Below are 23,846 nucleotides of genomic sequence, written 5' to 3'. Positions count from 1 at the left end.
CTGCTGTCCTGCTCAAGGCCAGTCGGGTCACTTAGGCTCTCCTTTCCCCTTGTTGAGGGGTTCATCCAGAGGACACTGGAAATGACTCAGGCAATTGCATCGCCCATCGTTCACGACCTGATCGGCGTCGGTTTCGGCCCTTCGAACCTGGCGCTGGCCATCGCTCTGCAAGAGCGCGGCCCGACCCACGGCGAGCTGGATGTGCTGTTCCTCGACAAGCAGGCCAACTACAGCTGGCACGGCAACACCCTGTCGACCCAAAGCGAATTGCAGATTTCCTTCCTCAAGGATCTGGTGACCCTGCGCAACCCGACCAGCCCGTACTCGTTCGTCAATTACCTGAAGGCTCACGGCCGTCTGGTGGACTTCATCAACCTCGGCACCTTCTACCCGTGCCGCATGGAGTACAACGACTACCTGCGTTGGGTTGCCGGGCAGTTCACCGAGCAGAGCCGCTATGGCGAAGAAGTGCTGACCATCGAACCGGTGCTGCACAACCATCAGGTTGAAGCGCTGCGCGTGATCTCCCGCGACAGCGAAGGCCAGCAGTTGGTGCGCACTGCGCGTTCGGTGGTGGTCAGCGCCGGTGGCACACCGCGTATCCCGGAGGCGTTCAAGGCGCTGAAGGGTGACAGCCGCGTGTTCCACCACTCGCAGTATCTGTCGCAGATGGCCAAACAGCCGTGTGTGAACAACCAACCGATGAGCATCGCGATCATCGGCGGTGGGCAGAGCGCGGCGGAAGCCTTTATCGATCTGAACGATTCGTTCCCGTCGGTGCAGGTCGACATGATCCTGCGCGGCTCGGCATTGAAGCCGGCGGACGACAGCCCGTTCGTCAACGAAGTGTTCTCGCCGGAGTTCACCGATCTGGTGTTCCAGCAAAACAGCGCCGAGCGTGAGCGTCTGGTCAACGAGTACCACAACACCAACTACTCAGTGGTCGACATCGACCTGATCGAACGCATCTACGGCATCTTCTATCGCCAGAAAGTCTCGGGCATTGCCCGTCATGCGTTCCGTACCCTGACCACCGTCGAGAGCGCCACCGCCACCGAACGCGGCATCGAACTGGCGGTGCGCAACAACGCCACCGGCGAAGTCACCGTGCGTATCTATGACGCCGTGGTCCTGGCCACCGGTTACGAGCGGCAGATGCACCGCAAACTGTTGGCACCGCTGGAAGAATACCTCGGTGATTTCGAGGTCGATCGCAACTACAAACTGATCACCGACGAACGCTGCAAGGCCGGTCTGTACATGCAGGGCTTCTGCCAGGCCAGCCATGGCCTGAGTGATACATTGCTGTCGGTGTTGCCGGTGCGTGCCGACGAGATTGCCGGTTCGCTGTATGAGCATGGCAAGAACCGTGGGCATCGTTCGGTAGCGGATCTGTTGTTGGCGACTGCCAGCTGATTTTGTAGCGCCTGATACACCGCTTTCGCGAGCAAGCCCGCTCCCACAGGAGATCTTCATTGAACACAGATTTTGTGGTCAGCAGAGATCCAATGTGGGAGCGGGCTTGCTCGCGAAGGGGCCTCCAAGACCACCGCAAAAACCCATTCCTGAACCCTTCCTGAATATCCCCGATATTCTCCGACACAGCACCTTTCACGGGTTTACTCATCCATCATCGAGGCGTAAGCTTCGCGCGTTTTCATCAATAGCGGAGACCCACAGTGGGTACTTGTTCGAGTGACAGTTGTCGGCCGGTCTCGGTAACCGGTAGATTCTCGGCAAGATAACGCGCAGCCTTTCTCTGCCGTTGTCTCGCCGTAAAGCGAGCAGCGGCATCCCGATCATGGTCAGTTGAGACCATGTCCCGACGTCCTTCTCATCGACACTGAAAGTGTGTGATTTCGACCGTGTGGTCGCGATCGCAAACCTATCGACACGCCTGTCCTTTGTGATCGGCGCGCCAAGCCTTGCCGTGCCGGATTTTCCGGCGTACGAGGCGCGGTCGTACCTGCTCGACGGTTTCCCGGCTGACCATAGGGGCAACAGCCATGAAACTTACGCTCAAGGAATTTTTCGCAGGCTTCCTGCGCACACGCCACATCGCCCGGCACTTCCGCCGTCTGGCACTGCTGGAATCGATCACCGACACCACGGTCAGCCGTGAAGTCCCGCCCACCCTGGCCAACACCCTGGTCGATGCGGCCCATCGCGACAGCGGTGAACTGCTGTCGTCGCTGGGCACTCACACCGACGGTTTGACTGACTTTGAAGTCGACGCCCTGCGTGCGCAGTACGGCCTCAACGAAGTCGAGCACGAGCAGCCGCTGCCATGGTGGATCCACCTGTGGCACTGCTACAAAAACCCGTTCAACCTGCTGCTGACTCTGTTGGCGGTGATCTCGTGGCTGACCGAAGACCTGAAAGCCGCCACGGTGATTTTCTCCATGGTGGTGCTGTCGACGCTGCTGCGCTTCTGGCAGGAAAGCAAATCCAACCAGGCCGCCGATGCGCTCAAGGCGATGGTCAGCAACACCGCTACGGTGATGCGCCGGGATGAGCCGCGCATCGAACTGCCGATCAAGCAACTGGTGCCGGGCGACCTGATCGTGCTGTCCGCCGGCGACATGATTCCTGCCGACTGCCGGGTGCTCAGCGCCAAGGATCTGTTCGTCAGCCAGGCGGCGATGACCGGTGAATCGATGCCGGTGGAAAAATTCGCCCGTCAGGCCGACCGCGACACGCGCAATCCGCTGGAGCTGGAGAACATCCTGTTCATGGGCACCAACGTGGTGTCCGGTACGGCGGTGGCGGTGATTCTGACCACCGGCAACAGCACCTATTTCGGCGCGCTGGCGCAGCGGGTCGGCGCGACTGACCGCGCGGTGACCTCGTTCCAGCTGGGCGTGAACAAAGTCAGCTGGCTGCTGATCCGCTTCATGTTCGTCATGGCGCCGCTGGTGCTGTTCATCAACGGTTTCACCAAGGGCGACTGGACCGAAGCGCTGCTGTTTGCGCTGTCGATTGCCGTGGGCCTGACCCCGGAAATGCTGCCGATGATCGTCACCTCGACCCTGGCCAAAGGTGCGGTGTTCCTGTCGCGCAAAAAGGTCATCGTCAAGCGTCTGGACGCGATCCAGAACTTCGGCGCGATGGACGTGCTGTGCACCGACAAGACCGGCACCCTGACCCAGGACAAGATCTTCCTCGCGCGCAATGTCGACGTCTGGGGTGAAGACTCCGATGACGTGCTGGAAATGGCCTACCTCAACAGCTACTACCAGACCGGGCTGAAAAACCTGCTCGACGTGGCGGTGCTGGAACATGTGGAAATTCACCGTGAACTGAAAGTCGGCACGGCATTTCGCAAGGTCGATGAGATTCCGTTCGACTTCAATCGCCGGCGCATGTCGGTGGTGGTCGAAGGGCGTGGCCAGCCACATCAACTGATCTGCAAAGGTGCGGTGGAAGAAGTGCTGGCGGTGTGCACCCGTGTGCAGCACGGTGACGTCGAGGAAGCCTTGAGCGATGAATTGCTGACCCGGATTCGTCAGGTCACCGCAGCATTCAACGCTGAAGGCTTGCGCGTGGTGGCAGTGGCTGCCCGCTCGATGCCGGAAGGTCGCGACACTTACAGCCTGGCCGATGAGCAGGAACTGACACTGATCGGTTATGTGGCCTTCCTCGATCCACCGAAGGAAAGCACCGCGCCGGCACTCAAGGCTTTGGCCGAGCACGGTGTGGCGGTCAAAGTGCTGACCGGTGACAACGAACTGGTGACCGCGAAGATTTGCCGCGAAGTCGGTCTGGCCCAACAGGGCTTGCTGATGGGCAACGATGTCGAGCGCATGAGCGACGCCGAGCTGGCCGTGGCGGTAGAAAAAACCAACGTGTTCGCCAAGCTGACGCCGTCGCACAAGGAGCGCATCGTGCGCATCCTCAAGGGCAACGGGCATGTGGTCGGCTTCATGGGCGACGGCATCAACGATGCGCCGGCGCTGCGTACCGCCGACATCGGGATCTCGGTGGACAGTGCGGTGGACATCGCCAAGGAAGCCGCCGACATCATCCTCCTGGAAAAGAGCCTGATGGTGCTGGAGGAGGGCGTGCTCGAAGGGCGGCGGACCTTCGCCAACATGCTCAAGTACATCAAGATGACCGCCAGCTCCAACTTCGGCAACGTGTTCTCGGTGCTGGTGGCCAGTGCGTTCATTCCGTTCCTGCCGATGCTGCCGATGCACCTGCTGGTACAGAACCTGCTCTACGACATTTCACAGATCGCGATTCCGTTCGACAACGTCGACAAGGAGATGCTGAAGAAGCCGCAGCGCTGGCAGCCGGCTGATGTCGGGCGCTTCATGCTGTTCTTCGGGCCGATCAGTTCGATCTTTGACATCCTGACGTTCGCCTTGATGTGGTATGTGTTCGATGCCAACACCCCGGACCACCAGACGCTGTTCCAGTCCGGCTGGTTCGTGGTGGGGCTGCTGACCCAGACGCTGATCGTGCACATGATCCGCACGCCGAAGATTCCGTTCCTGCAAAGCCGTGCAGCCATGCCGTTGCTGGTGATGACCGGGATCATCATGGCGGTCGGGATCTTCCTGCCGATGGGGCCGCTGGCCAACTACTTCAAATTGCAGGCACTGCCGTCGATGTACTTCGTGTTCCTGCCGATGATCCTGCTGGCGTACATGGCGCTGACCCAGGCGGTGAAAGGCTTCTACATCCGCCGGTTCGGCTGGCAGTAACAACAGGACAACGCTGTTCCCTCTGTAGGAGTGAGCCTGCTCGCGATAGCAATCTGTCAGTCAAAATTTCAACGACTGACACACCGCTATCGCGAGCAGGCTCACTCCTACAGGGGATTCGGATGTTTTCAAGGACAAGACTATGCAAGCCATCAACAACCTCAACCTGACTTCTTTGCTCGACACGCTGGTCAGCCTCAGCGCAGCGTTCATCCTCGGCGGCCTGATCGGGTTCGAGCGCCAGTACCGGCAACGCACCGCCGGCCTGCGCACCAACGTGCTGGTGGCGGTCGGTGCGGCGATTTTCGTCGACATGGCCAACCGTCTCGGCGGTGCTGAAGGCGCGGTGCGGGTGGTCGCCTACGTGGTCTCCGGCATCGGCTTTCTCGGTGCCGGGGTGATCATGCGCGAAGAAGGCAACGTGCGCGGCCTCAACACCGCCGCGACTCTGTGGACTTCCGCCGCCGTTGGCGCCTGCGCCGGTGCCGACCTGCTGGCCGAGGCGGTGCTCGGCACGCTGTTCATCCTCGCCGCAAATACTTTGCTGCGGCCGATCGTCAACAACATCAACCGCCAGCCACTGGACGTGGTCTCGGCCGAAGTCACCAACATCGTTTACGTTATCGCCCGGCGCTCACAGCAGAAAGCCGTGTTCGCCCTGCTCGAAGCCGAGCTGGAGCGCAGCAACTACCCGGCCAGCGATGTCGATGTACACGCCTTCGGTGCCGACGAAATCGAGATCGAAGCGACGCTGGCGACGACTTCGGTCGACGGCGATGAACTCGATGCGCTGGTAGCGCGGATTTCGACTTCAGCGCTGGTGGTGCAGGCGTTCTGGAGTCCGAGTACCACGGAATAAGGCAACAACCTCGAGCCGCCACTCGGCGTGGCTCATGAGTGCGGATGAATGACCGGTTTTTTAGGAAAAGTCCTACAGAACTGCTCCTGAGGCTTGCGTAGTCTTGGCGCACCCGTCCACCTCCAGGAGATCGAGCATGATCAATAAAACCCTGCGCATCCTGATTGCCGATCCGCAGCATTTTCACCGGATGAAAATCGAGCGCCTGTTCAATGGCCTTGAATACTTCCGCATCGCTCCGGTACAGAGTCTGCTTGAGCTGCTGACCTTGGTGGAGTACGGCTGTGAACCCTTCGATGCGGTGGTTATCAACGCCGAGCTGGCGGCCGGATCGCTGGACCTGCCGGGGTTATTCCTCAACAACCCGCAGGTGCGCCACGCGCTGATCTATAACGAGCCCTCGGCGCCTGCGCTGACACCCGCCGGCTTCGCTCAGGAAAACCTGCAGATCAGCCCCGTCGCCTTGCCCAATGCGGCCGCGATCAAGCACCTGATGGCGCGGGTCGACGTTGCCCCGGTGTGTGCAGCTAATGCCTGGAACCCGGCGCCAGCCTTGCAATGCCGGGCTTGAGCACGAATTACGTTTTTGCGCAACTGTCAGATCTGACAGGTAGATACGGCTGGCTTCCCGTGTAACAGTTCTTGCGCAGCCACCCCGGCGGAACAGCCGCTACCGGTGGCGCCATCGTTTTGTTTTTGCCCTGGGAGCGGTCATGAAGTCAGCGCTGATCGTCGACGATCATCCGGTGGTGCGGGCTGCCGTGAAACTTGTGCTCGAAGCCGAAAGGTTCAGGGTGATTCATGAAGCGTCGAGCGCCAGCGAAGCCCTGGAGCTTAGCCGTGAGCACAAACCGGAACTGGTGATACTCGATCTCAAGTTGCCGGGGGTGGGTGGACTGGAAGCGCTGGAGCGGCTCAAGGCCAACGACCCCGAATGCAGGGTGCTGATTTTTACTTCTCAGGATCCGCTGCACTATCAGGATCGCTGTCTGCGTAGTGGCGCCATGGGTTACGTGGCTAAAACCAACCAGTTGCTGCAATTGCACAAGGCTGTCCAGGCGCTGATGTCGGGCTACTCCTATTTTGCTGCACTGCCTGATAGCGGCTCTGTGTCGACCCCGTCGCACCGCAGCGAAAAACAGCTGATCGACGAGCTCTCCAACCGAGAACTGAACATTCTCGTGCAGTTGGCCCTGGGCAAGCCCAACAAGAAAATCGCCGCTGAAATGTTCCTCAGCCACAAGACCGTCAGCACCTACAAAACCCGCTTGATAAAAAAGCTGGGTCTGCACTCAAAGTCAGCGGTGTACTTGCGCGAATTCGCCAAGCGCAACGATTTGATCTGAGTAGCACAGTGAATCTGCGACGCTGGTGGTGCGTGCTCTGGTTGAGCATCACGGCCACCTGCTGGGCCAGTGAGTCGCCGCAGCCTCTGGAGTTGTTGAGCCAGGCAGCACTGGAGAACATTCAAGTCCCGCTCGACCCCCAGGATCAACAGTGGCTACGCCGCCATTCGACGTTGCACATGGGGATTTCCGGGCCCGATTATCCACCGTTCGAGATCACGCGGAATCGGCAGGAGCTGGAAGGTCTCACCGCCGACTATGCCGAGTTGCTGGCGCAACTGCTCGGGGTGCGGATCGAGGTGCAACGCTACGCAAACCGCGACGCGGTGATGAGCGCACTCAAGCGCGGCGAACTCGATCTGCTGGGCACCTCGAACAATTTCGAGCTGGCCGATCCAGATTTCATCTTGTCGCGCCCCTACGCCGAAGACCAACCGATGCTGGTGACCCGGCTCGACGAAACGTTGCCGGCCGACCTGGCAGGCAAACGCATCGCCATGGTCGAGGACTATCTGCCGCTGACCAGCGTGCAGGCGTTCTACCCCGACGCGAAGGTGCAGCGTTACTCCTCGGCAATGGATGCGCTGGGTGCGGTGGCGTTCGGTGTCGATGACGGCTATCTCGGCGATCTGATCAGTGCCAATTACCTGATCAACACCAATTACCGCAATGACCTGCAACTGGCCGGGCCGTCGGGGCTGGATGCCAATCCCTTCGGTTTCGCCCTGCTGCGCAGTGACGTACGCCTCAAACGCATTATCGACAAGGCGCTGGCGGCGATTCCCATGGAGCGTCGTCAACTGATCGAGCAGCGCTGGAGCGCAGGGCGCGCGCAAATGGCCGCGCAGTCGCAGGTGCGCCTCAGTGCCAGCGAGCAGCAGTGGCTGGAGCAACATCCGCGGGTGCGGGTCGGCGTGATCGAAGACTTCGCACCGCTGACGTTTTTTGATGCCGACGGACGATTCAACGGGCTGTCGGCGCAGTTGCTCAACCTGATCAGTCAGCGTACCGGGCTGCAATTCGAGGTGGTTAGGGGGCGTTCGCTGGATCGTCAGATTGAGCAGCTCAAGGCCGGTGAGCTCGACGTGCTGCCGGTGGTGACCCCGAGCAGCGAACGGGAAACCGAGCTGCAATTCACCCGTGCCTACCTGAACAATCCGTTTGTGCTGGTCAGCGCGACGACGGCCGGCAGCCCGCGCAGCCTCGCCGATCTGCCGGGCAAGCGGCTGGCGATTTATCGCGGTCATCCATTGCACGACTTTATTCTGCAGCAGGTGCCCGGGATTCGCCTGGTGGAGGTGCGCAGCCCGGCCGAGGGCATGGAGCAGATCGCCAAAGGCCAGGCCGACGTGACCGTCAGCTCGCTGCTGGTGGCGCGGTTTCTGATCGCCCGCCATTACCGCGAGCGCCTGCGCATCACCAACACGATCGGCGATCAGCCGGCACGCATTGCCCTGGCGACCGCAGCGCAGGATACGGCGCTGCACACGATTCTGAACAAGGCGTTGCTGAGCATCGCGCCGCAGCAGATGGACGAACTGGTCGAGCGCTGGAGCCATGACGTGGTCGTGGAAGAGAGCTACTGGCAGCGTCATCGCCGCGAAATCCTGCTGGCGTTTGCCGGTGCGGCAGGGCTGCTGTTGCTGGCCTTGGCCTGGATCGGTTTTCAGCGCTCGCAGCTGCGTCAGCGTCAACAGTGGCTGCAGCAGTTGCAGCAGGCCAAGGCTGCCGCCGACGACGCCAATCGGGCCAAGACTACGTTTCTGGCGACCATGAGCCATGAAATCCGCACGCCGATGAATGCCCTGATCGGCATGCTCGAAATGGCCCTCAAGCGTGCCGAGGAGGGCGTCACCGACAAGCTGGCAATCGAGGTCGCGTCCGCTGCCGGCCAGCAATTACTGGCGTTGATCGGTGATATTCTCGATATCGCACGCATCGAGTCCGGGCATTTGTCCCTCGCGCCGCAGCGGGCCAATCTGCGCGAACAAGTGATCGCGGTGTGCCGCGTATTCGAAGGGCTGGCGCGGGAGAAACGCCTGCTGTGGCAGGTCGAACTGGATGCGCACAGTGACGTCGACGTCATGCTCGACCCGACACGCTTCAAGCAAGTGCTGTCAAACCTGTTGAGCAACGCGATCAAGTTCACCGAGCAGGGTCAGGTGAGCCTGCGTTTGTTATGCTCTGCGATGCCGTCCGGGATCCTGGCGGTCGTGGTGGTGATTGCAGACAGCGGAATCGGCATCAGTGCCGATGACCGCAAACGCCTGTTCAGTCCGTTCGTCCAGGCCGCTAACCAGGGCCAGTCAGCGCGTAGCGGCTCGGGATTGGGCCTGGTGATCAGCCGTAACCTCTGCGAAATGATGGGCGGCACACTGCGCCTGGACAGCGAGCCGGGGCATGGAACGCGGGTTGAGGTAAACCTGCAGCTGCCGCTGTTGACCGCGCTCGAACCCGAGACGGCAGGCCCGCAAGTGGCGGACACGCCAGCGCGTTCGCTGAGCGTGCTGGTGGTGGACGATCATCCGGTCAACCGCTTGCTCCTGTGCCGGCAACTGGGTGAACTGGGCCACGCTACGGTCGATGTCGAGGATGGTGAGCTGGGCTTGCAGCGCTGGCGAACACAGGCTTTCGATGTGCTGATCACCGATTGCAACATGCCCCGGCGCAACGGTTACGAACTCGCTCGGACACTTCGTGAAGAAGAGGCGGCGAGCGGTCGGGCACGCTGCCTGATCCTCGGCTTCACTGCCAACGCGCAGGTCGAGGAGAAAGTCCGTTGTCTTGAGGCCGGCATGGACGATTGTCTGTTCAAGCCGATTCGCTTGCACGATCTGCAACAGGCATTGAAGGCGGCCAGTCGCGGCGACGGGGACCAACTGTCGGACCCGGCACCGCCGTTGCCCGAGATCGACCTGAGCGCGCTTGAGCAGATGGCCGGGGACAATCCTGCAGTGATGCAGCGCCTGCGCGAACAAGTGTTGCGCAGTCTGCACGACGATCTGCAACGGCTGGACGCTGCGCGCCAGCCACAGGATCTGAGCGAATTACGCACCCTGGCGCATCACATCAAGGGCGGTGCGCAAATGGTCGGTGCGGCGCGAGTGGCGGCGGCGTGCAGCGATCTCGAACAGGCGTGCCGCGACGCCGAAACCCTGGCTGTCCACCGCTCGGCGGATGCGCTGCGCACGGCCATGCTCGACCTCGCGCAGCGGCTTCAGGACTGAGCGATCAATCCCACTGCGGGGCAATGCCTTTCGGGCTGGTCAGACGATGGCCGCGCTCCAGACCGGCGATCAGCGCTATGCCGGATTCGCTCAGGGTCAGCGTGGTGGCGCCGAGGTTACTCTGCAGGTTGGCGCGTTTGGTCGACGATGGAATCACCGCGTAACCCGACTGCATCGCCCAGGCCAGGGTGACTTGCGCCGGGGTCGCTTGCAGGCGTTCAGCGATCTGCTGAATCACCGGATCCTTCAGCACTTCGCCATAGGCAAGGGTCATGTAGGAGGTGATCTGGATGCCTTGGCTGCGGGCGAACTCGACCACTTTGCGATTTTGCAGGTACGGGTGCAGCTCGATCTGGTTGGTGGCGATGTTTTCCGCGCCGACCGCTGCGATGGCTTGTTGCATCAAGTCGATGGTGAAGTTGGACACCCCGATCTGCCGGGTCAGGCCCAGACGCTTGGCTTCGAGCAGCGCGCCCATGAATTCGGCGACCGGCACCTGATCTTCCGGCGACGGCCAGTGGATCAGCGTCAGGTCGAGGTAGTCGGTCTGCAATTTCTGCAGGCTTTCCTTGAGGCTGTCGATGAGACGATCCTTGGCGAAGTTGGCGATCCAGATCTTGCTGGTGATGAACAACTCTTCGCGAGCAATGCCGCTGGCGGCGATGGCCTGGCCGACCTCGGCTTCGTTCTCGTAGATCTGCGCGGTGTCGATGGCGCGGTAACCGAGTTCAAGGCCGGTGCGCACCGAATCGATGACCACCTGACCTTGCAGGCGAAACGTACCCAGACCAAAAGCGGGAACAGACATTGATGACTCCAGGGTTGCAGTGGGAATGGGCAGGAGTATCCGCGTCTGCGTGCTTGGGAAAAACCGCTGCTGGGGCAAAGCACTGTTGAGCAGAAGTCATGAATCTTTCCCGATAGTTGTGTTGTCCGGACTGGCACCTTCGCGAGCAAGCCCGCTCCCGCAAGGATCGAGACTCAACGGTGGGACTGTTCTATAAATGGAACACTAAAGCCGGTTTTTGCCGTCTAGTCCTCAAAACGCTATGGATTTAAGCTTAATCCATTGCGTCACCCACCTTTTCTGGAGGCAACCATGAAAAACATCATCGGTATCTACACCAGCCCTCGCGGCCATTGGGTCGGCGATGGTTTCCCGGTGCGCACCCTGTTTTCCTACGACAACCTGGGCAAACACATCAGCCCGTTCCTGCTGCTCGATCACGCAGGCCCGGCCGAATTCACCCCGACCACCGAGCGCCGTGGCGTCGGCCAGCACCCGCACCGTGGTTTTGAAACGGTGACCATCGTCTACGACGGCGAAGTGCAGCACCGCGACTCCACCGGCAGCGGCGGCACCATCGGCCCCGGCGATGTGCAGTGGATGACCGCCGCGTCCGGGATCCTCCACGAGGAGTTCCACTCGGATGATTTCGCCAGAACCGGCGGCAAGCTGGAAATGGTGCAGCTGTGGGTCAACCTGCCGGCCAAGGACAAAATGGCTGCGCCTGGCTACCAGACCATTCTCGACGGCGATATTCCGAATATCGCGCTGAAGGACGACGCCGGCCGGCTGCGGCTGATTGCCGGTGAGTTCGAGGGGCATAAAGGCCCGTCGCACACCTTCACGCCGATCGACGTCTGGGACCTGCGGCTGAACGCCGGCAAATTGCTGACGCTCGATCTGCACGAGGGACGCAACACCGCGCTGGTGCTGTTGAAAGGTTCGGTGCAGATCAACGGTGCGCAAACGGCGGGTGTCGGGCAGTTGGTGCTGTTCGAGCGCGACGGTCGTCAGTTGACCCTTGTGGCCAGTGAAGACGCAGTGGTGTTGCTGCTCAGCGGCGAGCCAATCGACGAACCAATTGTCGGCCATGGCCCGTTCGTGATGAACACCGAGCAGGAAATTCATCAGGCATTCGCCGACTTCCAGTCGGGACGTTTTGGCCAAATGCACGGGTAAATTTCACCCCTGTGGGAGCGGGCTTGCTCGCGAAAGCGCAGTGCCAGTCAATGCATGTCTGACTGATCCACCGCCTTCGCGAGCAGGCTCGCTTCCACAGGGGCTTTCCGGTGTTTTTGCGCTGGTGTTCTGCCTCTGAAATCAATTACTCCTACACTTGCCCAATCTGTGCGATCTTCTCGCGACCGGGCCCTGTCGGAGTGCTTTGATGTTGTCTTTTTTGACCGAACATCCGTTGTTTTGCGCGTTGATCCTGATCCTCCTCGATCTCGGGCTGTGGCGCCTGATCAGCTCCCGTGGCAGCGAGTGGAAGCTGCTGGTGCGGGTACTGATTTTCAGCCTGTTCAGCGTGCTGTTGTTCAACGAAGGCCTGAATCCGATGGAGCCGGCGCCGTGGGCCGACAACGTGCCGCTGCACCTGGCGGCGACCGGGTTGCAGATCGGCTGGTGGCTGTTCGGCGCGCGCACCCTGACCGTGCTGATCGGCGCGGTGATGATGCAGCGGGTCGGCCACACCGGACGGCTGTTGCAGGATCTGCTCGGTGCGGTGATTTTCCTGATCGCGATTATCGCGGCCCTGGCCTACGTGCTGGATCTGCCGGTCAAAGGTGTGTTGGCGACGTCCGGGGCCTTGGCGATCATCGTCGGTCTGGCGTTGCAGAGCACCCTCAGCGATGTGTTTTCCGGGATCGTGCTCAACACCACCAAGCCCTATCAGATCGATGACTGGATTTCGATCGATGGCACCGAAGGCCGGGTCATCGACATCGACTGGCGCGCCACGCGTCTGCAGACCAGTCAGGGCAGCATGGCGGTGATTCCCAACTCGCTGGCGGCCAAGGCCAAGATCATCAACTTCAGCCGTCCGAGCAACATGTTCGGGGTGGCCGTCAGTGTCCAGGTCAGCCCGCATGCCCGGCCCAATACGGTGATCGATGCGCTGGAGCGGGCGATGCAGGGCTGCCGCCCGCTGCTGGACAATCCCTCGCCAAGTGTCGCGCTGAAAAGCTCCAGCAGCGCCGGCGCGGAATATGAAATCAGCGGTTTTGTCTCGTCGATGGATCAGAAGCGCTCAGTGCGCAATCAGCTGTTCGATCTGGCTTACCGGCATCTGCAGGCATCCGGGATCAATCTGTTGTCGAGTGTCGAACCGATCGTCGCCGGCAACCTCTCGCGGCCGCGGGCGCTGCTCGACAGTTCGCCGATTTTCTCCACGCTGCGCCAGGAAGAGAAAGACACCTTCAGCCAGAACATGACCCTGCAAACCTTCCGTGCCGGCGAGACGATCCTCGACGCCGGGGAGGTCAGCGATCATTTGTTCATCATCGAATCGGGCGTGGTCAGCGTGACCTTGACTCGCCATGGCAGCCCGTTCGAATCCGGGCGCATGGGGCCGGGGGAGGTGATCGGCGAGGCCGGCATCCTCTCCGATTCGTCGGTGCCGGCGACCTTTGCGGCGAAAACCTTCTGTGCGCTGTACCGCATCGAGAAGACCTACCTGAAGCCGTGCCTGGATGCCCGACACGACATCAATGAGGCGATGAAGGCCTTGCTCGATTATCGCCTGCACAAGGCCCAGAGCCTGACCCAGGACGTGCCGACCGTGGTGGCGAAAACCGGGTTCCTGCACTGGTTGCGCAATCGGGTGTGACAGGGTGGTCTACTCGTCTTCCGGGAGATTGGCTATTTGTCCGGGGCAAGTGCGGGACTACCTTAGTCACACATTCACTGGCCCCGGAAACTCAATCATGAAAGCTCGTACCGATTTCTACACCGCCTCCCCAGACGCCCTGAAAGCGATGATCGCCCTGGAAACCGCGGTCTCGAAACTGCCGCTGGAAAAGACCCTGGTCGAACTGGTCAAGCTGCGCGCTTCGCAGATCAACGGCTGCGCATTCTGCATCGACATGCACACCGCTGACGCGATCAAGGGCGGCGAAACCCCGCGTCGACTGTTCGCCGTCACCGCGTGGCGTGAAGCGCCGTTCTTCACCGAGCGCGAACGCGCTGCGCTGCTGTGGACCGAATCGCTGACCCAGCTGAGCCTGACCCACGCCCCGGACGAAGACTACGACATCGTCGCGGCGCAATTCACGCCCAAGGAAATGGTCGACCTGAGCGTGGCGATCAGCACCATCAACAGCTGGAACCGTCTGGCGGTGGGCTTCCGCAAAACCCCACAGCTCTGACAGTTCACGGTCGAAAACTGTGGGAGCGGGCTTGCTCGCGAAGGCGTCGTGTCAGTCACCTTAGTGGTTATCTGACACACCGCCTTCGTCGGATCGCCGCCCGGAGCAAGCCCGCTCCCACAGTGAAAAGTGCAAAACTTCAGAAGGGTGATCAATGCGCATCCGCACTCGGCGCGGCCGGTGGTTGCACCTTGCGCATCAAGGGCACCATCGCCGTGGCAATGATGAAGCACAGCATGATCATCAAAAAGGTATCGCCGTAGGTCTGGGTCTGCGCCTCGCGGTAGGTCAGCAGCCACAGTTGACGCAGGCCTGCGGTGACGCCGACGTCACCACTCTGACCCAGTGTCGCCAGGTTGCCACCGACCTGCGCCAGCCACTGATTCATCGCCTCGTTGCTGCTGTTCAAATGCTCGGCCAAGCGGGTGAAGTGCAGGTTGGTGCGGTCATTGAGAATGGTCGCGCACGCAGCAATGCCGATCGCTCCGCCCAGATTGCGCATCAGGTTGAACAGCCCCGAAGCGTGCTTCAAGCGCGCCGGTGCCAAGCCCCCCAAGGTCAGCGTCACCGCCGGCGGCACCGCCAGTTGCTGGGCGATCCCGCGCAGCGCTTGCGGTAGCATCAACTGGCCGGAACCCCAGTCGTGGGTGATCGGACTGAATTCCCACATCGACACGGCAAACAGGCCCAGGCCGATCATCATGATCCAGCGCAAATCCATGCGATTGGCGAGAAAGGCATACAGCGGAATCGCCATGATCTGGAACACCCCGGTGGAAAAAACCGCCAGACCAATGTCCAGCGCGCTGTATCCACGCACCCGGCCGAGAAACAGCGGCGTCAGGTAAATCGTTGCGAACAGACCAATCCCGGTGACAAAGGAAAAGAAGCAGCCCAAGGCAAAGTTGCGATCCTTGAGCGCGCGCAGATCGACGATCGGGTTGGCCACGTGCAAGGTGCGTCCGATGAAGGCCAGACCTGCCAGACCGCTGATCCATGCCGTGGTCAGAATCGTTTGATCGCTGAACCAGTTCCAGCGCGGGCCTTCTTCGAGGGTGTATTCCAGGCAGCCGAGAAACAGCGCGAGAAACACCATGCTCAGGTAGTCCGCGCCCTTGAGCAGCGCCAGTTCCGGTTGGTCGATCTTCACCAGCATCGGCACGGCCACGGCGACGAAAATCCCCGGCACCAGGTTGATGTAGAACAGCCAGTGCCATGAGGAAATGTCGGTGATCCAGCCGCCGATCACCGGACCCAGGGTCGGCGCCAGCGAAGCCACCGCACCGATGGTCGCGGCGGCGATCACCCGTTGTTTGCCGGTGAAGAAAAAGAACGCGGTGGTGAACACCAACGGAATCATCGAGCCGCCAAGAAAACCTTGCAGCGCCCGAAAGGCAATCATGCTCTGGATGTTCCAGGCCACGCCGCAGAGCAGGCTGGCCAAGGTGAAGCCGACCGCCGAGGCGCAAAACAGCCAGCGCGTGGAGAACACCCGCGACAGCCAGCCCGACAGTGGAATCACGATGATTTCGGCGATCAGGTAACTGGTCTGCACCCACGCCGTTTCATCAGTGCCGGCCGAGAGCCCGCCGCCGATGTCGCGCAGCGAGGCCGAGACGATCTGGATGTCCAGCAGCGCGATGAACATGCCGATGCACATGGTGGCGAAGGCAAACACTTTGGTCGCAGTGGCCATGTCGGCGGCGTTGAACGGTTGCGCCGGGGCGGCGAGGGCGGTGCTCATGGCGCGATAGCCACGGCGCTGGTTTCGGCTTGTGCGCGGGTGTCGACTTCAGCGGTCACCGACAGCCCCGGCCGCAGATGGCCGAGCACGCCGTCAGCCGGATCAAGGAGGATTCGCACCGGTACCCGCTGGACGATTTTGGTGAAGTTGCCGGTGGCGTTCTCCGGCGGTAGCACGCTGAATTGCGAGCCGGTGGCCGGGGCGAGGCTGTCGAGGCGGCCGTGGAATTCCTGGCCGGAGAGCACGTCGGCACGGATGCTCACCCGTTGCCCGGGTTTCATCCGCGCCAGTTGATCCTCCTTGAAATTGGCATCGACCCACAGACCGCTGGCCGGTACCACCGACAGCTGTTGCGAACCCGCCTGGGCATAGGCGCCGACCCGCGCGCGGCGGTTGCCGATCACGCCGTCAACCGGCGCGCGCAGCTCGGTGTAGCCGAGATTCAACTGCGCCAGATCACGCTCGGCGCGGGCTTGTTGCAGGGCGGCGCGGGCCTGTTGTTTCTGGGTGTCGATCACCGCCAGTTGGCGCTGTGCGGCAAGCAATTCGGCCTGGGCGCGGGCACTCAGGGCCTGAGCGGTCTTGAAGGTGGCGTCGGCGCGTTGGGCGCTTTCCACCGACACGGCATTGGTGCTGACCAGACGTTTGTAACGCGCATTGTCATCCCGCGAGCGGGCGGTTTCGGCACCGGCGGCATCGATGCCGGCGCGGGCCTGGCCGATCACCGCTTGCTGCAGTTGTTCAGTGGCGTCGAGGTTGGCCAGCAGCGCCTCCTCGGCGGCAACGGCGCCTTCGGCTTTGGCGAGATTGGCACGATAGTCGCGCGCATCGAGGCGGATCAGCACGTCGCCGGCCTTGACCGATTGGTTGTCGCTGACCAGCACTTCTTCGATGTAACCGGCGACCTTCGGCCCGATCACCGTCACGTCGCCACCGATGTAGGCATCGTCAGTCTCTTCAAGAAAACGCCCGGTGCCCCACCAATGACTGGCGTAAACGCCGACCACGACCAGCGCGACCAAGCCAGAGCCGGTCAGCAGCAGGCGTTTGCGCAGTGGCGGCTTGGCGGGGGTGACCGGGGCAGACAGGTCTGGCTCAACGGTTGGCATGCTGGTCATGGCGTAATACCTGCGGAAACGGGCTGTTATTACGGCTGTAATATGACGCAAGTAATATTTTGTGGCAATTATGTTTTTGTGCCGATCGTCAGTTGCTTACCCGGCCTCGGGGTTTGGAGCGGTTTCGACAAACGACAGCGCCCGTAATACGGGGCCAAATCTTCGAGAACTCGATGAAAGCCCTCGGGGAACCCCTGAGGGACTGACGTTGAACACAGCAAAATCAAATGTTTAAGAAATGTAAGCGTTGTAGGAAGCGTCTTGCATTTGTGTAGGAAGGCTCTGACTATCACTCGCATTGATGAGGTGGCATTACGCTACTTTATGATTGCAAGGATGTTGCGTGCCGTATTTGCTTTGCGCTGTTTTCCGTCGTCGTTCCACGCTTTGCCCGCTGTTGTCGGCCTTTGTGTTGAGTGTGTGTGCCTCCTCGATTCAAGCGGCTGATCCTGTTGCGCCGGGCCAGGAAGTGCTGCGCCAGCAGCAACAGCAACAGCGCGATCTGCAACAACTGCAAATGGAACAACGCAAGCGCCAACTGGAGCGCGGTGCGTTCGGCCCGGCACCGGTCACCCCGGCGATCCCGCAAACCGTCACCCCCGATGAGCGCTGCTGGCCGCTAAGTGGCACGCGTATCGGTGGCGTCACGCTGATCGACAGCGCCAAGCTCAACGCCCGGATCAAACCGCTGCTGGCGCCGTGCATGGGCGTCGGCCAGATCAACCATCTGCTGGCGACCATCACCGCGAGCTACGTCGAGCAGGGCTACATCGCCAGCCGCCCGTACCTGTTGAGCGCGCCGGCGGCGGGGCAGTCGCTGGACATCATGATCGACGAGGGCTACATCGAGTCCATCGAACTGGCCGATCAGAGCCTGCCCGTTTCGCTGGGCGGCGCGTTCCCGCACATGCTCGGCCAGCCGCTGAACCTGCGCGATCTGGAGCAGGGCCTGGATCAATTGAACCGCTTGCGCTCGATCGACCTGACCGCCGACATCGCCCCCGGCAGCCAGCCCGGCGCGTCGCGAATCATCCTGCGCTCGCGCACCTCCGGGCAGTCGCGCTGGGCGTTGGGCCTGGGCATGGACAACCTTGGCAGCGCCAGCACCGGGCGGGATCGCAATACCGTCAGCCTGAGCTTCGACAGCCCGCTGCAACTCAACGATCTGTTGAGCCTCAGTGCCAGCGACACGTTGAATCAGGGCGACCGCTACAGTCGCAACGCCAGCCTGTATTACGCGATTCCCTACGGCTACTGGACCTACAGCGCGTTCGCCAGCCACGCCGAATACCGCGCGCCGTTCAAGCTGCCGAGTGCGACCTTGTACAGCACCGGCCTCACCGATCAACTGAGCCTGCGCGCCGACCGCGTGTTGTGGCGCGACCAGAGCCGTCAGCTCAGCGCAAACCTGCAACTGGCACACAAGGACGTCGACAGCTATCTGGAAAATGTCCGTCTGGGCATTCAAAGCCCGACCCTGACCGTGGCCGAAGCCGGACTCAATCTGTTCTGGCTCGACCGTGCGGTGTGGAACCTCGACTTCACCTATTCGCAAGGCCTGCGCTGGCTGGGCGCTGATGACGACGCCAATCATGCGGTCAACAATTTGCCCAAAGCGCAGTTTCGCAAGTACCGCGCTGGCCTCAGCCAATGGCGCAACGGCCAGTTCGGCGCGCAAGCGTGGCAGTGGCAGAGCCAGCTCAATCTGCAATACAGCCCCGACCCGTTACCGGCCATCGAACAGTTGCTCGGCACCGATGATTCGGCGGTGCGCGGCTATCGGGTCAGCAGCGCATCCGGCGCCAGCGGCGCGATCTGGCGCAACACCTTGCGTCTGCCGCTGCGTAGCGATTGGCCGGTGCAGATCACCCCGCGGGTGGGCCTGGACAACGGCTGGCTCAAGGCCGACCACGGCGCCCAGGGCCAGCGCCTGAGCGGCGCCAGCGTCGGGCTGAATCTGGGCTGGAAGAATCTGCAAGTGGACGTCGATTACCAACGCGCCCTCAACACCCCCAACGGTTTGCAGCACGAGCCAGAGACCTGGCTGATGCGCGTGGGGTTGCAGATATGAGCACCAGCGAGACTCATCAAGCAGTGAACAAACCGCCGTCGGATCTGAGCGCGACAGCCACGGCCAAGACCAAATCGCGTGCCGTGATGCCGTACTTACATGGAGACGTTTTTATGCCAGCACACACCTTTGCATTCCATCTTTCTCCTCGGGGCAAACTGCGCTGGGCGATCGCCAGCCTGTTCTTCGCCGTGCACCTGCCCAGCGCCATCGCCGGCGGTGTGGTGGTCGCTCCCGGCCCCGGCGGCACCGCGCAACTGCAGACCCAGGGCGGCGTGCCCATCGTCAACATCGTCGCGCCCAACGGCTCGGGCCTGTCGCACAACCAGTTCCTCGACTACAACGTCGACCGTCAGGGTCTGGTGCTGAACAACGCCTTGCAGGCCGGGCAATCGCAGCTCGCCGGGCAATTGGCAGCCAACCCGCAACTGCAGGGGCAGGCCGCGAGCGTGATCCTCAACGAGGTGATCAGCCGCAACCCTTCGGCCATCAACGGCGCCCAGGAAATCTTCGGCCGCGCCGCCGATTACGTGCTGGCCAACCCCAACGGCATTTCGGTGAACGGCGGCAGTTTCATCAACACGCCTAACGCCAGTCTGCTGGTCGGTCGTCCGGAGTTGAACGACGGCAAACTGCAAGCCTTGAACACCCGCGACGCCAGCGGTCAGTTGCAGATCCAGAGTGGCGGCCTGCGTAACGCCGAGGGTTCGGTCAATCTGATCGCCCCGCGTATCGACAGCCAGGGCCGCATCGATGCCCGCGATCAGTTGAACCTCACCGTCGGGCGCAATCAGGTCGATTACGCCAGCGGTCAGGTCAAAGCCGTGGACCCGGCGGGCAATACCCAGGATCAGCGCATCGACGCCAGCCTGTTCGGCGCGATGCAGGCCGGGCGCATCAATATCGTCAGCACCGCCGAAGGCGCGGGCGTGCGTGTGGGGGCGGTGCAAGTGGCCGGGCGTGACGGCGTGCAGATCCGTTCCGCTGGCGATCTCAGCGTCAGCGGTGAAGCCATCCCCAACAGCCTCGAAGTGACGCGTGCCAGCATTCGCAGCAGTCAGGGTGATGTCGGCCTGCACAGCGGCAACGACCTGACGCTGGCCGCCACCGATGTCAGTGGTCGCGACGTCAACGTCAATGCCAAGCGCAACCTGACCCTGAGCACCGTAGAAAGCCGCAAGCTTCAGGAAAAACGCGAGAACTGGAGCAACAGCACCATCGGCATCACTTGGGAAACCTACGACCGGACCCAGACCGACAGTGAAACTCGCCAGCACGGCAGCCAGATCGTCGCCAGCCGCGACGTCAAGCTGACCTCCGGCAAAGACACCGAACTCAAAGCGGCCAAGGTTGAAGCGGCGAAAAATCTCGATGTGCAGAGTGGCGGCGATCTGCGCCTGACCGCGGCCACCGAAAGCCACACCCAGACTGATCAGGGCAACCATCGCAAGCATCTGTGGAAGGCCGACTGGAACAACAGCAGCGAAGAACAGCGCAGCATCGGCAGTCAGTTGAAGGGCGGCAATATCGCTCTGCAAACCGCCGCGTTGCTGCGCGCCGAAGGTGCCGAACTGAACAGTGCCGGCGATGTGAAACTGGCGGGCAAGCAAGTGGACGTCACCACGGCCACCCGCACCAGTCGCAGCAATAACAACAGTTACTCCGGCGACCTGGTTGGCGGCGGATTCTTCGGCAAGACCGGTGATGCCGACAAGGGCCAGACCCGGCATCAGGGCAGCAAAATCAATGCGGCCGGCAAACTGATCGTCAAGGCTGACGACGTGCGCATCAGCGGCAGCCAGGTCCGTGGCGGCACCGAGGCCAGCGTGATCAGCGATCAGGGTTCGCTGGTGATCGACGGTGTGCAGGACACTTCGCACAGCAACAACCACGACAAGGACAGCAAATTCTTCGGTATCACCAAGGACGAGTCGCGGCAGAATTCCAGGGACAGCACCACGGTGCGCAGCGAGCTGGTTTCCGACAGCAACCTCAAACTCAAGAGCGCCAAGGACATCGAAGTGGCCGGCTCCACGGTCAAGGCTGGCGGCGCGCTGACGGCGGACGCTGCGGGGGATGTGAACGTGCATTCCACGCAGAACACCCACGACAGCAGTTCGACCACCGAGACCCGTGGCTTCGATGCCTACGCCAAAGAGCAAACGCCGGAGCAATACCGCGCCGGGGTGCACTACGAAGACAAGCAGCAGACCGTCACCCGCAACGACGTCAACCAGCAAGGCTCCAGTCTCAGCGGCACCACCGTGCAAGTGAAGGCCGGCGGCGATCTGACAATCAAGGGCGGTGAAGTCAAATCCACTGCTGGCGATACCACGCTGAGTGGCAAGAACGTGTCGTTGCTGGCCGAACAGGACAGCCACAAAACTTCGACCGACACCTCCAGCACCGGCGGTGGTTTCTACTACACCGGTGGCCTCGACCGCGCTGGCAGTGGCGTCGACTTTGCCCACAGCACCACGCAAGACAGCAGCAGCAAAACCACCGCGCAAACCACCCACGTGCAAAGCAGCGGCAGCCTGAACATCAATGCCGACAAACTGCTGACCGAAGGCGCGCAGGTCAAGGCTGGCAACGGTCTGAACGTCGCGGCCAACGAGGTCGACAACCGCGCCGCCAGCAACACCGAAAGCAGCACTCACAACCAGAGCAAGTGGTCGGCGGACATCGGCGCCAACGTCGAGTACAAGGACATCGCCCGCCCGATTGCCGGTGCGGTCAAGGATGTGCTCAACGGCAAGGTGCCGGACAAGGAAGCCCTGAGCAATCTCGGCCAGCCGAACGTCGGCCTCGACGTGGCGATCGGTCACGGCAGCGCCGACAAGACCGAGCAGAGCAGCAACGCTGTGGTCAGCCGTTTCGACGGCGGCAGTGTCGACGTGAAAACCGCCGGCAACCTGCACGACCAGGGCACCCAGTACAGTGCGAGCAACGGCATGGTCAACATCAGCGCTGACAAACTGGTTGCCGATGCCGCGAGCAACACTCACAGCAGCACCGATAACTCGGTGGACGCCAAGGTCGACGTGCGCGTCTACACCAAGACCGGCGAGGACGTGAACGTCGCCGGCAGCGGCGCGGGTGGCAACAGCTACAGCAGCAAGGACAGCAGCACCGCAGTGGTCGGCGGTTTTGCCGGCAGCCAAGGCGTGAACATCAAGGTGGGCGGTGATGCGCAGTTCGCTGGCAGCCGTTTCGACGGCGGGCAGGGCGGTGTGAACATCAAGACCGGCGGCGATCTGGCGCTGAATCAGGCTACCGACCGCCAGAGCAGCAGCGACTCCAGCCTGCGCGGCAACGGCTCGCTGACGGTCGGCACCTTGCCGGGCACCGACGGCACCAACGTCGACCTCGGCGCTGGCTTCCAGCTTGATCACACCGGCAAGCAGACCAATGACACCCAGGCTCACGTGGCGAGCATCAGCGGTAACGGCCCGGTGCAACTGAGCAGCGGTGGCAATCAGGTTCAGCAAGGCACGCAGATCGACAGCGCCGGCGGCATTGAGCTGCACGCTGACGGCAAACTCGATCTGCAAGCGGCCGTTGATATCCACACCGCGACTGGCAGCAATCTCGGCGGCGGTTTGAAGGGCGGCGGCAGCAAATCCAGCAGCGAGAAGAGTCGCGATCAGGGCGGTAATCTGAGCGGTAACTTCAACATTGGTCGGGTCAACGAAAACTCGCAAACCCTGACCGGTGGCCAGCTCAACAGCCAGAGCAACGTCGCCTTGAGCGGTGACGCGGTGCACCTGCAAGGCACGCAAGTCGGCGCGCCGAACGTCAGCATCGATGCGCAGAAGGGCGGTTTGGTTCAGGAATCGGCGCAGTCCACCGAGAGCCGCAACAACTGGAACGTCGCGCTGAATGCCGGCGGCAACCTGAGCAGCAAGACCCCGACCGCAGCCGATGAAAAGGCCAGCAGTGACCACGGCTTCAACGCCGGGGCCAAGGTCGGCGTCGATTACCTGCAAGGCACCACCCAGCAGAACAGCCATATCAAGGCTGACAGCGTGGTACTCAATAGCGCAGGCGATGCACAACTGTCTGGCGCGCGGATCGACGCGAACACTGTCGGCGGCAAGGTTGCCGGTGATCTGACCGTCGAAAGCCGTCAGGACTCGAAGACGCAGGCCAAGGTCGATGTTGATCTGGGCCTGACGGCGAAGAAAAATCCACCGAGCGACAAGGAAAAACTCGCCGGCACCGACTATAAACCGACGCTGAAAGCGCAAGGCGAATACGCGCACAAGGACAGCGTGGTGCAGGCGTCCGGCATCAGTGGCAATCAGGGCGTGAATCTTGCGGTGGGCGGCGCAACGCAGCTGACTGGCGCGCGGATTTCATCGCCTGAGGGCAAGGTGGATCTGGGCGGTTCGAAGGTCAGTAGCAGCGATCTGGTCAACCGTAACTACGGGGTAAAAGCCGGACTGGATCTGCCGCAGAAAACCGAGGAGAACGCACCGAAGGTATCGTTCGATAACGGCAATCTGAAAGTCGGTCCGGTGACCCTGAGCGGCAATCTGGACAGCCAGACCCTACAGGCCGGGATCGACGAAAAAGGCTGAGCAGCACCGCTGTAAAAACTGTGGGAGCGGGCTTGCT

Annotated in this window: 14 protein-coding genes; 11 read left to right on the top strand and 3 right to left on the bottom strand. The window is 61.7% G+C overall.

Translation table 11 applies throughout. The features are described from left to right. Positions 1-81 precede the first annotated feature (81 nt). The 6 genes from J1G18_RS07730 to J1G18_RS07705 all read left to right on the top strand — a co-directional run bounded on the left by J1G18_RS07730 (position 82) and on the right by J1G18_RS07705 (position 10,138). A complete protein-coding gene (locus J1G18_RS07730) occupies positions 82-1,416 on the top strand; it encodes a lysine N(6)-hydroxylase/L-ornithine N(5)-oxygenase family protein (RefSeq protein WP_097087697.1) in 1,335 nt (444 codons plus the stop codon). A 590-nt stretch (positions 1,417-2,006) separates the two neighbouring features. Next, positions 2,007-4,706 (top strand): magnesium-translocating P-type ATPase, encoded by a 2,700-nt coding sequence (mgtA, locus tag J1G18_RS07725; protein WP_223007378.1) that lies wholly within the window; start codon positions 2,007-2,009, stop codon positions 4,704-4,706. A 142-nt stretch (positions 4,707-4,848) separates the two neighbouring features. Continuing rightward, on the top strand, positions 4,849-5,565 hold the full coding sequence (locus J1G18_RS07720) for an MgtC/SapB family protein (protein ID WP_007968289.1): 717 nt from the start codon (positions 4,849-4,851) through the stop codon (positions 5,563-5,565). A 136-nt stretch (positions 5,566-5,701) separates the two neighbouring features. After that, the gene (locus J1G18_RS07715) at positions 5,702-6,136 is read left to right on the top strand and encodes a chemotaxis protein CheY (protein ID WP_223007377.1); all 435 of its coding nucleotides are present in this window, start codon (positions 5,702-5,704) and stop codon (positions 6,134-6,136) included. A gap of 142 nt (positions 6,137-6,278) precedes the next feature. Beyond that, positions 6,279-6,911 carry a response regulator transcription factor gene (locus tag J1G18_RS07710; RefSeq protein ID WP_098968015.1) on the top strand — a complete coding sequence of 211 codons (633 nt, stop codon included), beginning with the start codon at positions 6,279-6,281 and terminating at the stop codon, positions 6,909-6,911. An 8-nt stretch (positions 6,912-6,919) separates the two neighbouring features. Then, positions 6,920-10,138, top strand: a complete 3,219-nt coding sequence (locus J1G18_RS07705) for a transporter substrate-binding domain-containing protein (RefSeq protein ID WP_223007376.1) — start codon at positions 6,920-6,922, stop codon at positions 10,136-10,138. 4 nt (positions 10,139-10,142) lie between these two features. On the opposite strand, the gene dkgB is transcribed toward J1G18_RS07705, so the two are convergent. Beyond that, complete coding sequence (gene dkgB / locus J1G18_RS07700; RefSeq protein WP_223007375.1) at positions 10,143-10,946, bottom strand: 2,5-didehydrogluconate reductase DkgB; 804 nt, start codon at positions 10,944-10,946, stop codon at positions 10,143-10,145. Positions 10,947-11,237: 291 nt separating this feature from the next. On the opposite strand from dkgB, the gene J1G18_RS07695 reads away from it, so the two are divergent. From J1G18_RS07695 to J1G18_RS07685, 3 genes are all read left to right on the top strand, one after another. Then, positions 11,238-12,104, top strand: a complete 867-nt coding sequence (locus tag J1G18_RS07695) for a pirin family protein (RefSeq protein WP_098968017.1) — start codon at positions 11,238-11,240, stop codon at positions 12,102-12,104. A 208-nt stretch (positions 12,105-12,312) separates the two neighbouring features. Beyond that, on the top strand, positions 12,313-13,755 hold the full coding sequence (locus J1G18_RS07690) for a mechanosensitive ion channel domain-containing protein (RefSeq protein WP_134785898.1): 1,443 nt from the start codon (positions 12,313-12,315) through the stop codon (positions 13,753-13,755). A 97-nt stretch (positions 13,756-13,852) separates the two neighbouring features. Continuing rightward, a complete protein-coding gene (locus J1G18_RS07685) occupies positions 13,853-14,293 on the top strand; it encodes a carboxymuconolactone decarboxylase family protein (RefSeq protein ID WP_007968280.1) in 441 nt (146 codons plus the stop codon). 151 nt (positions 14,294-14,444) lie between these two features. Here J1G18_RS07685 and J1G18_RS07680 read toward each other — a convergent pair whose 3' ends face one another. Then, a complete protein-coding gene (locus J1G18_RS07680) occupies positions 14,445-16,037 on the bottom strand; it encodes a DHA2 family efflux MFS transporter permease subunit (protein ID WP_223007374.1) in 1,593 nt (530 codons plus the stop codon). After that, positions 16,034-17,155: an HlyD family secretion protein gene (locus tag J1G18_RS07675; protein ID WP_223007373.1), complete on the bottom strand. Its 1,122-nt coding sequence runs from the start codon at positions 17,153-17,155 to the stop codon at positions 16,034-16,036. The genes J1G18_RS07680 and J1G18_RS07675 overlap by 4 nt, the downstream gene beginning before the upstream one ends. A gap of 343 nt (positions 17,156-17,498) precedes the next feature. Between J1G18_RS07675 and J1G18_RS07670 the strand changes: the two genes are divergently transcribed. Together J1G18_RS07670 and J1G18_RS07665 are read left to right on the top strand one after the other, a co-directional pair. Next, positions 17,499-19,226, top strand: a complete 1,728-nt coding sequence (locus J1G18_RS07670; RefSeq protein ID WP_098968021.1) for a ShlB/FhaC/HecB family hemolysin secretion/activation protein — start codon at positions 17,499-17,501, stop codon at positions 19,224-19,226. Between the two features lie 113 nt (positions 19,227-19,339). Beyond that, positions 19,340-23,809, top strand: coding sequence for a hemagglutinin repeat-containing protein (locus J1G18_RS07665; protein ID WP_223007372.1), 4,470 nt, complete (start codon positions 19,340-19,342; stop codon positions 23,807-23,809). The last annotated feature ends 37 nt before the right edge of the window (positions 23,810-23,846 follow it).

This window comes from Pseudomonas sp. MIS38, from assembly GCF_019891575.1.
Lineage (GTDB): Bacteria > Pseudomonadota > Gammaproteobacteria > Pseudomonadales > Pseudomonadaceae > Aquipseudomonas > Aquipseudomonas putida_A.
This window is presented reverse-complemented; position numbering and strand designations above follow the sequence as displayed.

What these genes read in the sequence shown, in the direction of transcription:
- J1G18_RS07690 (WP_134785898.1), top strand. Translation starts at nt 12,313, where the DNA reads ATGTTGTCTTTTTTGACCGAACATCCGTTGTTTTGCGCGTTGATCCTG.
- J1G18_RS07665 (WP_223007372.1), top strand. Translation starts at nt 19,340, where the DNA reads ATGCCAGCACACACCTTTGCATTCCATCTTTCTCCTCGGGGCAAACTG.
- J1G18_RS07720 (WP_007968289.1), top strand. Translation starts at nt 4,849, where the DNA reads ATGCAAGCCATCAACAACCTCAACCTGACTTCTTTGCTCGACACGCTG.
- J1G18_RS07685 (WP_007968280.1), top strand. Translation starts at nt 13,853, where the DNA reads ATGAAAGCTCGTACCGATTTCTACACCGCCTCCCCAGACGCCCTGAAA.
- J1G18_RS07680 (WP_223007374.1), bottom strand. Translation starts at nt 16,037, where the DNA reads ATGAGCACCGCCCTCGCCGCCCCGGCGCAACCGTTCAACGCCGCCGAC.
- mgtA (WP_223007378.1), top strand. Translation starts at nt 2,007, where the DNA reads ATGAAACTTACGCTCAAGGAATTTTTCGCAGGCTTCCTGCGCACACGC.
- J1G18_RS07675 (WP_223007373.1), bottom strand. Translation starts at nt 17,155, where the DNA reads ATGACCAGCATGCCAACCGTTGAGCCAGACCTGTCTGCCCCGGTCACC.
- dkgB (WP_223007375.1), bottom strand. Translation starts at nt 10,946, where the DNA reads ATGTCTGTTCCCGCTTTTGGTCTGGGTACGTTTCGCCTGCAAGGTCAG.
- J1G18_RS07695 (WP_098968017.1), top strand. Translation starts at nt 11,238, where the DNA reads ATGAAAAACATCATCGGTATCTACACCAGCCCTCGCGGCCATTGGGTC.
- J1G18_RS07715 (WP_223007377.1), top strand. Translation starts at nt 5,702, where the DNA reads ATGATCAATAAAACCCTGCGCATCCTGATTGCCGATCCGCAGCATTTT.
- J1G18_RS07730 (WP_097087697.1), top strand. Translation starts at nt 82, where the DNA reads ATGACTCAGGCAATTGCATCGCCCATCGTTCACGACCTGATCGGCGTC.
- J1G18_RS07710 (WP_098968015.1), top strand. Translation starts at nt 6,279, where the DNA reads ATGAAGTCAGCGCTGATCGTCGACGATCATCCGGTGGTGCGGGCTGCC.